The sequence below is a fragment of the Enterobacter cloacae complex sp. IR53030 genome (assembly GCF_049238365.1).
GTDB lineage: Bacteria > Pseudomonadota > Gammaproteobacteria > Enterobacterales > Enterobacteriaceae > Enterobacter > Enterobacter kobei.
On the sequence record NZ_JBMKHA010000013.1, the window covers coordinates 84097 to 96336 of the forward strand.

Sequence of the window (12240 nt, forward strand, 5' to 3'; positions counted from 1 at the left end):
GGGTCGCCTTAATCCTTGACATCCAGTCCAGCCTGTGAGTCACATCCTGTCGCGCTACTGTATGTATCACCAGTGGTGGACTTGATTATCACTATAGGGGAACCAACTAATTCAACGACAGGAGATACTCTATGGCACGACCAATCGCAACTCACGACAACACGTTCACCAAAGCCTACTTGCAGCAGCACTGCGGGGACCTGCTGTCATTCGATGGTCAGGGTGACTTGAGTGGCTGGCTGGATGATGTCCTTACTGGTGCTGGTCGCCTGAGCGAATCAATGGCAAGCAATACCAAGCCTGTCAGCCCATACTTGATTCTGACCCAACTACTAACGCACGACACATTAACTGTAAGCGCTGTGCAGGAGTCCCTGAGCCGTAAGCGTGTTGCCTTGGGTGAACCTATGGTTTCAACTCGCTACGCTCGCTACGTCTATGCTGCCGTCGTCAGCGCCAGTAAATCCGTCCAGTACCACGCCAGTAAAGCTGGTTCATGATTACGGACCCTAAACTATCACTATAGGGAGACCTGCTTCCGCCTCTGAGTCTGATGCGTCAGAACATGCGAGCATCTGGTCAACCGACATTAAGTATCTCTCCTAAGTAATCAAGGCCCGTGACCGCCTCTGTCAGACCTCCTGTATCGACCTCCAGCTCGTTAGCGTTCTTTAGTCGTCTGTTAGTAGCTCGTCTACTCACTACTCATTGGCTTAAGTTTATCACCGCTCACCATCTGGAAGTCCTTACAACTCGTCCTGACATGCGGTCCCGCCTTTATACATATGGAGACACCCGGTCACTCCAGACCGTCAACATTTAACCATTCACTTTCGTTAAGCACTTTCTGATGGGGGTCCGTTTAGGATGCGTCTGAATGGTGCGGACTCCATGTGGAGACAGAAAGTGCTTTACCAAAGGAGCATCTTTGTATGAATACCGAATTACCTGTAACTAACCGCCAGTTCTTAATCATCCTGCTGACCAATGCAGAGTCCAGTGTCGATTGCTGTCGCTATAACTTAGACCTGCTGAAGTTATCCCGATGGTATGCCCAAGCGGAAGACTGGGACTATGAGAAAATCCGGGAGATGTACGCGGAGCCTATCCAGTCATACCTCCAGACACACACCGAGGAAGAGCTGAAGCGTGGCCTACAGGACATCTTCTATTTCAACAATCCTTACACCTGTGAGGGTGACTCAGAAGAGATGGATTGGATAGCGTCACGCTCTGATGCCGACTTGAAGCACATCTCTAACGCGATGATGCAGGTGGAGAGCAAATGGTCCCGCCGCCTTCAGGTCCTAACTGAAGATTACGAAAACGGCACCTTTGATAAGCTGGTCCCACCTGATGCCGAACGCCTTCAGGCGAAAGCTGACCAAGAACAGCGCTTCAAGTCCTTTGCCGAAGCTCTGGCGGGAGGTGCCTCTTATGACTTCTGACAATAAGCAGGAATACACCATTCATATCTTCGGTCAGGACATCACCAGTCAGGACGGATTGTTTCGACTGGATGAGATACGCCGGGTAGGCATTCAGATTGGTAAGGTAGAAGATAACCGTAGTACCGAGGTTGCTCGCTTCATGAGGACCAAGGCTGGTAGAAGTCTAACCAACCCAGAAAACGGGTTTGTTAAAAAGATTAACATGGGTCACTTAGGGACCTCGTGGCTGGCTGACCCAGTAGCCGCTATAGAGTTCGGTCGGTGGTTGGACCTTGGGTACGGACTGGCAGTAACCCGAGCCTTCGTGTCTATGACCTCCAGCGCCACCGTGCAGTCTGCTGTAGCGTCTGCTGAGGACATCAAGCCGGAGACCAAGGAATTCATCCAGCGTCATGGCACAGGCCTCTACATCGCCGGACGTGAAGTCTCACAGGCTGAGTATTCAGACTATCAAGCTGTGACCGCTGGTCGCTGTGAGTGGAGGTAAGTAATCATGGCTATGATTGACCCTCGTACACCTATCGGCAAAGCGACCCTTCGTTACCGTGGCCTGCCCACACGTCATCTGCTGTCTCTGCTGAGACTTGGAGTCGAAGACCCTGAGCGTCCTTACTACAGCCGTGACGAGCTGATAGCAATGCTGGTCGACCGTGATTTGAATAATCAGTTACGTCGAGCCTTTGCGAAGTCTAGCGCAGCTAGTGAACTGGAGTCTTAACCTTCCGGAAATCTCCGGATGAACCTAATTTAAACACCTTTTGAGAATGACCGATGCGGGGAGACCCGTAGGCATAACTGTGTCTGCGATACCGATAATTCTCACCTTCTCAATAGGAGTACCACCTTATGTTATTCAACAACAACGACTGGAAACTGTCAGTCACCGACATCAATCTCTACGAGAATACTGTGAGTCTGGACGGTCAGTCCTACCCACTGTCCTTCGCTATCAAGACCCTGATTCCGGGCTACCTGTCAGGCTTACCGTCCACCAGCCGCGAGGCGATGGAGTTACTGGAAGCTCTGGCTGAAGCTGGCGTGACCATTGGTAACTTCTTCAGTAATGACCTGATGACCGCCTACCAACGTCGCCAGCAGAACAAGCGAGCCGAGGCTGAGCGTATCGCTAAAGAGCAGCGCATTCAGGCTGAGCGTATGCGTGAAGAGAACATGACCGATGCAGAGTGGCAGAAAGAGCTACAGCGCCGCGAACAGGTCAAAGCTGAGCGCCGGACCTATGGTGAGAACCTCCGCAGTGCTACCCATTCCGCTGGTCGCTCCCGTGCCGCTATTGTCGCTGACATTGAGTCAGGCGGTAACTGGATGGACAGCCTCTAAGACACAGACACACAAGTGGTCCTGACCCGATGTCGGGACCCACAGTATCCAAACTAATTTAGGAGATTGATTATTATGACTATGACTAAAGACGCTTTCCAGTTCGGCATTGAGCCAGTACGTATCACCGACACCGACAACATTCAGGTTAACGGAGGTCTGCCAACTAACGCTGACCCACAGGTCTATGCCCTCCAGTTAGCTAAGACGGTTAAGGCTATGCTGAACGGTGTACTTAAAGACGCTCAGGATAACATTCCGTTCCCTGTAGAAGTCCTGCCTACCCGCAATAGCCTGCCTACCCCAATCATCGCCCACACTCTGTCTGACCGCTCTGTGGTCGTCCCTGTACGCGGTGGTGAGCGACCTGAAGTCGTGACCGTTCCGTCTGGTCAGGAGATTGTCGTCGAACCTATCGAACAGGCAATCCTCATCTCGGAGCAAACTAAACTGTGGGACGCCAAGTCCTCCACTGGTTTCACTCATGGCACACTCCAGCAGGACGCTATGAACATCTGTGAGAATGTGGTCCGTACCATCAACGCTCGCATGGTTGACGTTCTGGAGTCCTCCAAGCTGCTGAAGACCGTAGAGCTGCCAGTCCTGACTGGAAGCCTGACCACTAAGGCAGACGCTATCATGGACGCTCTGTTTGAGAACACCGAGTCCTCTTTCGGCTCTGAAGTGTCTGATTACGGCATCATCGCCCATGAGTCCCAACTGAAAGCGCTGTCCCGTCTGGCTGCTAAACAGGGCTTCTCTGGTGAAGACGCTATCGTGGATATGCTGGGTACCGACATCGCGTATTACAACGGTGAAGACAAAGGCGTATTCATGCTGGCTAAACGCTTCACGGCCCTGAGCTTCGGCTGCTTCCGTCACGACGGTGAAAATATTACGGTCGTCCTGTCTCGTGATGGTGACACCCAGTCTCACTCTCTGGAAATCCTCGGTAAGGTGTTCGTTGTCGCTGAAGCTGCTACGACAGTTAAGCTGGACACTGGCGCTGCAACCGCAGTCCTGCCTGTAGTCAAACGCCTGAAGTTCACCAAGGCTGAATAATGGGTAAGAGCGTCAGTAAGGGCCTCCGGTCCATCGCTAAGGGCTTCTCTGCTGGTGGTGGTACATCCGTATCACCTCCGGTCCCTGCGCCTGCTGTGGAGCTTCCTGTAGAGCCTGATGCGTCACCAGTGGTGGAGACACAGAGCGACACCCCGGTTAAGACTCCTAGCATGGGTAAGGCTGGGCTGAATGTTGGCAGGACTTCAGGTGGTGGATTATCAATGTAATTAATAACTATGGTCTGGACTTCGGTCTGGACCTTGTTTAATGTAATAATATAACATAACAGGATGGCGCATGGACCTGCATAAAGTCTATCTTGTCGTCTTCCTGCTGAAGCTGGTGCTGGTGGTCGTGCTTACAGTCAGGGTACGATGAGTTTTGGACCAAAAGTTAGAGACCTCATTCAATACAATTAAGACACCAATGTTCCCCGGTGCCACCCTGAGTCCTGACAAAGAGGCCACCGGGGTCCTGACCAGCCGTCTAGACATCCCGTCTAATGACACAAGGCTGACACAAAGCCTGACACAAAGCCTGACACAAAGTCCTTGACTCAATGCAGGACCTCAGGCCTACTAAGGGTCCGCTTCAAGTCCTTGAAGTTCCAGATGAACTTAATCGGCACATCCAGCTTATCTTTACCGCGCACCCCGTCGCGCAGGGCAGTCATTTCCGGTCCGCGGGCGATGGCGTCCGTCCAGCTAAAGCAGGAGATCTGCGTTTTGACCGGGTTTTCCGGCAGCGGCATCCGTTCGATGGTGATGGTGTACGTCGACTCACGCGCGCCGCTGTTACCGCCGTTGATCCCTACGTTGCCGGTCAGGATCGGCAGCATCGCGATGGCGCGGGACGTCAATTCGCCGTTCGCCTGACGCTGTGGACCCCAGCCCTGGCAGATATAGGCTGGCTTCGCAGAACCGATTTCCCGGGCAAGCTTAACGATGCGATCGGCCGGTATGCCCGTAATGCGCGAGGCCCACTCCGGGGTTTTCGCCGTTCCGTCATCGCACTGGCCGAGAATATACGCTTTGTAGTGCGCGTTAGCCGGCGCGCCTTCCGGCAGCGTTTTTTCGTCGTAGCCGACGCAGTACTTGTCGAGGAAAGGCTGGTCGACCAGATTTTCGTTAATCATTACCCATGCCAGACCGGCCACCAGCGCGGCATCGGTCCCTGGACGAATTGGGATCCATTCATCTTCACGTCCGGCTGCCGTGTCGGTATAGCGCGGATCGATGACAATCATACGCGCGTTGGACCGCTCGCGAGCCTGCTCAAGATAATAGGTAATCCCGCCCCCGCTCATGCGCGTTTCCGCCGGGTTGTTGCCGAACATCACCACCAGTTTGGTGTTTTCGATATCCGAGGTGCTGTTACCGTCATTGCTGCCGTAGGTGTAAGGCATTGCGCAGGCGATTTGCGCCGTGCTGTAGGTGCCGTAGTGACTCAGGAAACCGCCGTAGCAGTTCATCAGGCGCGCCACCAGCGACGCGTAAGGGGAGGAGCGGGTGATATTGCCGCCGACAATCCCGGAGGAGTAGTTGATGTACACCGCTTCATTGCCGTATCTGGCGACCACGTCTTTCAGGCTGGCGGTGATGGTGTTGAGCGCTTCATCCCAACTGATACGCTCGAACTTGCCTTCACCGCGCTTGCCCACGCGCTTCATCGGGTAGTTCAGACGGTCAGGGTGGTTGATGCGACGGCGAATAGAACGTCCGCGCAGGCAGGCGCGAACCTGGTGATTGCCGTAGATATCCTCGCCGGTGTTATCCGTTTCGACCCAGTACACCTCATCGTCGCGGACGTGCAGACGCAATGCGCAGCGGCTGCCACAGTTAACCGAGCAGGCGCCCCAGACGACTTTATCGTCAGCAGGTTTCGTGGCGCTTTGCACTGCGGCGGCAACGCGTTTCACGCCAAAAGGCATTGAGACGCTACCGGCGGCGAACGCCAGCGATCCTATCGCCGTAGATTTCACGAGTGTTCGACGGCTAATCCCGCCGTGATGTTCGATATCGGACATGGCTCACCCCACCAATGTAATTGCGTATTATTTTTCCCGAAATGATAACCGGGCTAATGGTGGGGTGAGTGTTACTGATTTAGGGGTAGTAAATATTAATCCTTATCAAATCAAAGGGGATTGAGGGGAAATTACTGCGGTTCAGTTGGCGCATTATCCTGACTGGCGGACGCCGCTCCGCTCCCTGTGCGGGTGTACAGAATTTTAAAGGTGTCGTTGGCACAATGGCCTACCACCTGTGCGTCCGGCTGATCGGCCTGATCGTTCGGCACAATGTTCAGCGTGAATCCTGACTCCGGCACGCCGTTGTTGATGATCTTCTGCTGAATATCGCTTTTCACGCGCTCGCAGGAATCGGGTGCCGCCAGGGCGGCCGTTGAAGCACTCATTAACAGCAGGGCGGTAATCCAGGGTAACCGTTTCATCTGTCGCTCCTTTACTCTGTGTGTAGACATTAATTTTAGCAGGCTTCGTGTAAACAACTGTATTTGCTAATATGATTGGGAATAATCTCTCTGTACGGTAATCAATGTGAAGAAATATGCAGCGATAACGCTCCTGGCAGCCACTCTCGCGGGGTGTGACAACAACTCCGCACCACTGTCGTTTACGCCGGAGATGGCGAGTTTCTCGAACGAATTTGATTTTGACCCCCTGCGCGGCCCGGTTAAAGACTTTACCCAGACGCTGTTCAACGAGAAGGGCGAAGTGTCTAAACGGGTGACGGGCACCGTGTCGACAGAAGGGTGTTTCGATACGCTGGAACTGCACGACCTGGAGGCCAACACCGGCGTGGCGCTGGTGCTGGATGCGAATTACTACATTGATGCCGAAACCCAGCAGCGCAAAGTGAAGCTGCAGGGGAAATGCCAGCTGGCCGAACTGCCGTCAGCCGGGGTGACGTGGGATACCGACGATAACGGTTTCGTGGTGGCGGCGCACGGCAAAGAGATGGAAGTGAAATACCGCTATGATGCCGATGGTTACCCGTTGGGCAAAACCACCGTCTCCGGGGATCAGCATCTGTCTGTCCAGTCGACACCGTCTAAAGACGTACGCAAAAGGATGGATTACTCGGCAGTGAGTTTGTTAAACGACAAGCCGCTGGGTAACGTGAAGCAGAGCTGCGACTACGATCGACACAACAATCCTGTGAGCTGCGATCTGATCATCACCGATGACAGCGTCAAGCCCGCCGTTGAGCGCAAGTACACCATCAAAAACACGATTGAATACTACTGAGCAATGTATTGATATTATTCCACAATGTAGGCCGGGTAAGCGCAGCGCCACCCGGCAAGAAAGACGGCGCAATTGTTGATGACAGGGGTTGTCATCAAACTCACTGCGCGGTTGGTTTCAGCAGGCTGGCGCCTGAGGGTTTATGCCCGGCCAGGTGCTGATGCTGGAAGATGCACATGCGGATGGTATTGCGGTATTCACCGTTGATAAAGAACTCGTGAATCAGCTCGCCTTCCACCATAAAGCCCAGCTTGCGGTAGATATGAATCGCTTTCTCGTTCTCTTTGTCCACAATCAGGTACAGCTTGTAGAGATTCAGAACGTTGAATCCGTAATCCATCGCCAGCTTCGCCGCGCGTGAGGCCAGGCCTTTCCCCTGGTGCTCAGGCGAAATGATGATCTGGAACTCTGCCCGACGGTGAACGTGGTTGATTTCAACCAGCTCCACCAGCCCGGCTTTTTCGCCGCCACACTCCACCACAAAACGACGTTCGCTCTGATCGTGAATGTGTTTGTCGTACAGATCCGACAGCTCGACAAAGGCCTCGTAAGGCTCTTCGAACCAGTAGCGCATCACGCTGGCGTTGTTGTCGAGCTGATGGACAAAGCGCAGGTCTTCACGCTCCAGCGGACGGAGCTTAACGTCACACGAAGCCGACATTATGGGGCTACCGTACGGCCAGTGCGGCGGTCCAGGCAGCGCAGGGTGTTAGGCTCCCAGTAGGCATTGACGTTTGCACTTTGCTGACACTTATCGCGTGCGTCAAAAGCGACATCTTCTTTATCCCACTCTTTTTCAGCACGTTTGTTGACCTTCTGACGAAGGCTACGGGTGTCATTCCATTGTTCTTTGTCCATGGCGGCGTTCTGGCGGCTTTGCGCGCTGTCACCAGACTCAATAATGAGTTTGCTGGTTTCGGCTGTCGCAGAGGCGGCAAAAGCGAACGATGACAGCGCCAGCAGGGCTGTCAGACAAAGGCGTTTGCTTAATGTTGTCATAGCGTTTCCTTTTAAATGGGTGCAGATAATCAAGTAACCCCTTACAGATTCTACACCAAAGAGAAAAGACGGCATACCCGCAGCGCAGGTATGGAAAGTTAACGCCATCATCGGGTCTCATGTTTAAATAAATCCTCACCTGAAATGAAAAAGGTACAAAAAAGGGTTTATAAGGGCGGTGTCAGGTGTCCGGTTTTGTGATCGCCAGCTGATTTTATGATCATTATACTTGTATGGTAGTATTGCAATTGAGTAAATTTCCGACATCACAACGAACGATGTAAGGAAAGGAATTATGAAGATTGTCGCGGCTGACGTGTTTGTTACCTGCCCGGGGCGGAACTTTGTCACCCTTAAAATCACCACCGATGACGGGATTGTCGGCCTCGGTGACGCTACGCTGAACGGACGCGAGCTTTCCGTCGCTTCGTACCTGAAGGATCACCTCTGCCCGCAGTTAATTGGCCGCGATGCGCACCGTATCGAAGATATCTGGCAATTCTTCTATAAAGGCGCCTACTGGCGTCGCGGACCGGTCACTATGTCGGCCATCTCCGCCGTGGATATGGCGCTGTGGGACATCAAAGCCAAAGCGGCCAATATGCCGCTCTACCAGCTGCTGGGCGGCGCCTCCCGTGAAGGCGTCATGGTCTACTGCCACACGACCGGTCACACCATTGACGACGTGCTGGAAGATTACGCGCGTCATAAAGAGATGGGCTTCAAGGCGATCCGCGTGCAGTGCGGTGTGCCGGGTATGAAAACTACCTACGGCATGTCGAAAGGAAAAGGGCTGGCCTACGAGCCTGCCACCAAAGGCGACTGGCCGGAAGAGCAGCTCTGGTCGACCGAGAAATACCTCGATTTCACACCCAAACTGTTCGACGCGGTGCGCAGTAAATTTGGCTTCAATGAACACCTCCTGCACGATATGCACCACCGTCTGACGCCCATTGAGGCGGCGCGCTTCGGTAAGAGCATCGAAGACTTCCGCATGTTCTGGATGGAAGATCCCACGCCTGCCGAAAACCAGGCCTGCTTCCGTCTTATTCGCCAGCACACCGTCACGCCCATTGCGGTGGGCGAGGTGTTTAACAGCATCTGGGACTGCAAGCAGCTTATCGAAGAGCAGCTTATCGACTATATCCGCACCACAATCACGCATGCGGGCGGCATCACCGGCATGCGTCGCATCGCTGACTTTGCGTCGCTCTACCAGGTGCGTACCGGTTCGCACGGCCCGTCGGATCTGTCGCCGGTGTGTCATGCCGCCGCGCTGCATTTTGACCTGTGGGTACCGAACTTTGGCGTGCAGGAATATATGGGCTATTCCGAACAAATGCTCGACGTCTTCCCGCACAGCTGGCGCTTTGATAACGGCTATATGCACCCGGGTGACAAGCCAGGGCTGGGCATTGAGTTTGACGAGAAGCTGGCGGCGAAATATCCGTACGATCCGGCGTACCTGCCGGTGGCACGTCTTGAAGACGGTACGCTGTGGAACTGGTAAACGAGGAGCGAACGATGAAAAGCATAGTCATTCAACAGCCGAACCAGCTGGTCATTGAAGCGCGTCCACGCCCGCAGCCAGGCGCAGGCGAAGTGCGCGTCAAAATCACACTCGCCGGGATCTGCGGTTCGGATAGCCACATCTACCGCGGCCATAACCCGTTTGCGAAGTATCCGCGCGTGATTGGCCACGAGTTTTTTGGCGTGATCGATGCCGTTGGCGAGGGCGTGGATCCGTCCCGGTCAGGAGAACGCGTGTCGGTTGACCCGGTGATCAGCTGCGGACACTGCTACCCGTGCTCCGTCGGAAAACCAAACGTCTGCACCTCGCTGGTGGTGCTGGGCGTTCACCGCGACGGCGGTTTCAGCGAATATGCAACGGTACCCGCAAAAAATGCCTGGCGCATCCCGGATGCGATCCCGGATAAACACGCCGTCATGGTTGAGCCATTTACCATTGCCGCCAACGTGACGGGGCAGGCCAACCCTGGTGAACAGGACGTGGCGCTGATCTACGGCGCAGGCCCGATGGGGCTGGTCACCGTGCAGGCGCTGAAGGGCGTCTATAAGGTGAAACAGGTGATTGTGGTTGACCGCATAGACGAACGCCTGGCAATGGCCCAGCGCAGCGGCGCGGACTGGGTCTTTAATAACGGCGAGCAGTCGTTGCAGGCCGCGCTGGACGAAAAAGGCATCAAACCGACGTTAATCATTGATGCCGCCTGTCATCCGTCCATTTTACAGGAAGCGATAACCCTGGCCTCGCCGGCGGCGCGCATCGTGCTGATGGGCTTCTCCAGCGAACCGAGCCAGATTGTTCAGCAGGGCATCACCGGCAAAGAGCTGGCGATTTTCTGCTCGCGCCTGAACGCCAATAAATTCCCGGTCGTCATCGACTGGCTGACAAAAGGACTGATCGACCCGGAAAAACTGATCACCCATACCTTTGACTATCACCATGTAACAGACGCCATTGAACTGTTTGAGAAAGACCAGAGGCAGTGCTGCAAGGTCCTGCTCACGTTCAACCCGGAATAATTCACGCGGTGAAGAGCCCGCGAAGACGGGCTCTATGTGGTACGCATCTTACCTTTCAGAGATAGCCATTATGACGCAAGCACAACCTCAAAGAACCACCTCCGATCTGGTGAAAGCCGCCGTTTCAGGCTGGCTGGGCACCGCGCTGGAGTTCATGGATTTCCAGCTCTACTCGCTGGGGGCCGCCCTGGTATTTCATGAAATCTTCTTCCCGGAACAGTCCGCTGCGATGGCACTGATCCTGGCGATGGGAACCTACGGTGCAGGCTATATCGCACGTATCGTCGGCGCCTTTATTTTTGGTCGCATGGGCGACAGCATTGGCCGTAAAAAGGTACTGTTTATCACCATCACCATGATGGGGATCTGCACCACGCTGATTGGCGTGCTGCCCACCTATGCACAGATCGGGATTTTCGCGCCCGTACTGCTGGTGACGCTGCGCATCATTCAGGGACTCGGGGCAGGGGCAGAGATCTCCGGGGCCGGGACCATGCTGGCGGAGTATGCACCGAAAGGTAAACGCGGCATCATCTCCTCGCTGGTGGCGATGGGGACTAACTGCGGGACGCTGAGCGCGACCGCTATCTGGGCCGTTATGTTCTTTGCCCTCGACCGCGAACAGCTGCTCGCCTGGGGCTGGCGCGTGCCGTTCCTCGCCAGCGTCGTGGTGATGATCTTTGCCATCTGGCTGCGTATGAACCTCAAGGAAAGCCCGGTCTTTGAGAAAGTGAACGATGCTCAAACCGCGCAGCCGGACACATCGTTAGGTGCCATGGTGAAAAGTAAATCTTTCTGGCTGGCGACCGGTCTGCGTTTCGGTCAGGCGGGCAATTCGGGTCTGATTCAGACGTTTCTGGCCGGTTATCTGGTCCAGACGTTGCTGTTCGATAAAGCCATTCCCACCGACGCGCTGATGATAAGCTCCATTCTTGGGTTTATCTCTATCCCGCTGCTGGGCTGGCTGTCCGATAAAGTGGGACGCCGTCTGCCGTACATTATCCTTAATATTTCCGCCATTATTCTGGCGTACCCGATGCTGTCGATCATCGTCGATAAAAGCTATGCGCCGGGAACCATTATGCTCTCCATCATCGTTATCCATAATTTCGCGGTACTGGGGCTGTTTGCGCTGGAAAATATCACCATGGCGGAGATGTTTGGCTCGCGAAATCGCTTTACCCGGATGGCTATCTCCAAAGAGGCGGGCGGTCTGGTGGCAGTGGGGTTTGGTCCGGTGCTGGCGGGGATCTTCTGTAACATGACCGGTTCCTGGTGGCCGATTGTGGCCATGCTGGTGGCTTACTCTGTGATTGGTCTGGTCTCGGCCTGCCTGATGCCCGAAGTGCGGGATCGTGATTTGAGCGCAGCGGAAGATGCTGCGGAGGCCACGCCAAAAGAGCCTGTGGCCTACGGCACGGTATCGTCACGGCGGTAATGGTACACAGCCTGCGTGACTTGTCACACAACTTTGTCTTTGTGTCACACCACCTGAACAAAAGTTAATATAAATCAAAATCTCAAATGGCAGTATCAGTATGGTGGATGGCAGAGATTTTTTACCCCAACTGCCAT

Annotated in this window: 13 protein-coding genes and 1 pseudogene; 10 read left to right on the forward strand and 4 right to left on the reverse strand. The window is 54.4% G+C overall.

The window, feature by feature from the left end; translation table 11 throughout:
- Positions 1-131: 131 nt before the first annotated feature.
- The 6 genes from ACOTXR_RS14520 (at position 132) to ACOTXR_RS14545 (ending at position 3851) form a co-directional block, all read left to right on the forward strand.
- Positions 132-500 carry a hypothetical protein gene (locus ACOTXR_RS14520; RefSeq protein WP_000113586.1) on the forward strand — a complete coding sequence of 123 codons (369 nt, stop codon included), beginning with the start codon at positions 132-134 and terminating at the stop codon, positions 498-500.
- 432 nt (positions 501-932) lie between these two features.
- Entirely contained in the window at positions 933-1448 is a 516-nt protein-coding gene (locus tag ACOTXR_RS14525) for a hypothetical protein (protein ID WP_001091024.1), read from the forward strand.
- Positions 1438-1938 carry a hypothetical protein gene (locus tag ACOTXR_RS14530; protein WP_000199921.1) on the forward strand — a complete coding sequence of 167 codons (501 nt, stop codon included), beginning with the start codon at positions 1438-1440 and terminating at the stop codon, positions 1936-1938. Before ACOTXR_RS14525 ends, ACOTXR_RS14530 begins: the two co-directional genes overlap by 11 nt.
- A gap of 6 nt (positions 1939-1944) precedes the next feature.
- Entirely contained in the window at positions 1945-2169 is a 225-nt protein-coding gene (locus ACOTXR_RS14535; protein ID WP_078309557.1) for a hypothetical protein, read from the forward strand.
- A 128-nt stretch (positions 2170-2297) separates the two neighbouring features.
- Positions 2298-2789 (forward strand): hypothetical protein, encoded by a 492-nt coding sequence (locus ACOTXR_RS14540; protein WP_078309555.1) that lies wholly within the window; start codon positions 2298-2300, stop codon positions 2787-2789.
- A 75-nt stretch (positions 2790-2864) separates the two neighbouring features.
- Positions 2865-3851, forward strand: coding sequence for a hypothetical protein (locus ACOTXR_RS14545; protein WP_078309553.1), 987 nt, complete (start codon positions 2865-2867; stop codon positions 3849-3851).
- Positions 3852-4452: 601 nt separating this feature from the next.
- On the opposite strand, the pseudogene ACOTXR_RS14550 reads toward ACOTXR_RS14545, so the two are convergent.
- Positions 4453-5877: pseudogene (locus ACOTXR_RS14550) on the reverse strand (molybdopterin-dependent oxidoreductase); the annotation flags it as partial.
- A gap of 131 nt (positions 5878-6008) precedes the next feature.
- Positions 6009-6302, reverse strand: coding sequence for a DUF1161 domain-containing protein (locus ACOTXR_RS14555; protein ID WP_023330302.1), 294 nt, complete (start codon positions 6300-6302; stop codon positions 6009-6011).
- Between the two features lie 106 nt (positions 6303-6408).
- Between ACOTXR_RS14555 and ACOTXR_RS14560 the strand changes: the two genes are divergently transcribed.
- Positions 6409-7119 carry a YnfC family lipoprotein gene (locus tag ACOTXR_RS14560; RefSeq protein ID WP_047028152.1) on the forward strand — a complete coding sequence of 237 codons (711 nt, stop codon included), beginning with the start codon at positions 6409-6411 and terminating at the stop codon, positions 7117-7119.
- Between the two features lie 100 nt (positions 7120-7219).
- Here the strand turns inward: ACOTXR_RS14560 and speG are convergent, their stop codons facing one another.
- Positions 7220-7780: a spermidine N1-acetyltransferase gene (speG, locus tag ACOTXR_RS14565; RefSeq protein WP_014883673.1), complete on the reverse strand. Its 561-nt coding sequence runs from the start codon at positions 7778-7780 to the stop codon at positions 7220-7222.
- Entirely contained in the window at positions 7780-8118 is a 339-nt protein-coding gene (locus ACOTXR_RS14570; protein WP_008502414.1) for a DUF1283 family protein, read from the reverse strand. The genes speG and ACOTXR_RS14570 overlap by 1 nt, the downstream gene beginning before the upstream one ends.
- A 295-nt stretch (positions 8119-8413) precedes the next feature.
- Between ACOTXR_RS14570 and rspA the strand changes: the two genes are divergently transcribed.
- From rspA to ACOTXR_RS14585, 3 genes are all read left to right on the forward strand, one after another.
- A complete protein-coding gene (gene rspA / locus ACOTXR_RS14575; RefSeq protein WP_014883675.1) occupies positions 8414-9628 on the forward strand; it encodes a starvation-sensing protein RspA in 1215 nt (404 codons plus the stop codon).
- A gap of 14 nt (positions 9629-9642) precedes the next feature.
- Entirely contained in the window at positions 9643-10665 is a 1023-nt protein-coding gene (locus ACOTXR_RS14580; RefSeq protein ID WP_058690937.1) for a Zn-dependent oxidoreductase, read from the forward strand.
- Between the two features lie 70 nt (positions 10666-10735).
- On the forward strand, positions 10736-12103 hold the full coding sequence (locus tag ACOTXR_RS14585; RefSeq protein ID WP_014883677.1) for an MFS transporter: 1368 nt from the start codon (positions 10736-10738) through the stop codon (positions 12101-12103).
- Positions 12104-12240: the final 137 nt, after the last annotated feature.

What these genes read in the sequence shown, in the direction of transcription:
- ACOTXR_RS14520 (WP_000113586.1), top strand. Translation starts at nt 132, where the DNA reads ATGGCACGACCAATCGCAACTCACGACAACACGTTCACCAAAGCCTAC.
- ACOTXR_RS14525 (WP_001091024.1), top strand. Translation starts at nt 933, where the DNA reads ATGAATACCGAATTACCTGTAACTAACCGCCAGTTCTTAATCATCCTG.
- ACOTXR_RS14530 (WP_000199921.1), top strand. Translation starts at nt 1,438, where the DNA reads ATGACTTCTGACAATAAGCAGGAATACACCATTCATATCTTCGGTCAG.
- ACOTXR_RS14535 (WP_078309557.1), top strand. Translation starts at nt 1,945, where the DNA reads ATGGCTATGATTGACCCTCGTACACCTATCGGCAAAGCGACCCTTCGT.
- ACOTXR_RS14540 (WP_078309555.1), top strand. Translation starts at nt 2,298, where the DNA reads ATGTTATTCAACAACAACGACTGGAAACTGTCAGTCACCGACATCAAT.
- ACOTXR_RS14545 (WP_078309553.1), top strand. Translation starts at nt 2,865, where the DNA reads ATGACTATGACTAAAGACGCTTTCCAGTTCGGCATTGAGCCAGTACGT.
- ACOTXR_RS14555 (WP_023330302.1), bottom strand. Translation starts at nt 6,302, where the DNA reads ATGAAACGGTTACCCTGGATTACCGCCCTGCTGTTAATGAGTGCTTCA.
- speG (WP_014883673.1), bottom strand. Translation starts at nt 7,780, where the DNA reads ATGTCGGCTTCGTGTGACGTTAAGCTCCGTCCGCTGGAGCGTGAAGAC.
- ACOTXR_RS14570 (WP_008502414.1), bottom strand. Translation starts at nt 8,118, where the DNA reads ATGACAACATTAAGCAAACGCCTTTGTCTGACAGCCCTGCTGGCGCTG.
- rspA (WP_014883675.1), top strand. Translation starts at nt 8,414, where the DNA reads ATGAAGATTGTCGCGGCTGACGTGTTTGTTACCTGCCCGGGGCGGAAC.
- ACOTXR_RS14580 (WP_058690937.1), top strand. Translation starts at nt 9,643, where the DNA reads ATGAAAAGCATAGTCATTCAACAGCCGAACCAGCTGGTCATTGAAGCG.
- ACOTXR_RS14585 (WP_014883677.1), top strand. Translation starts at nt 10,736, where the DNA reads ATGACGCAAGCACAACCTCAAAGAACCACCTCCGATCTGGTGAAAGCC.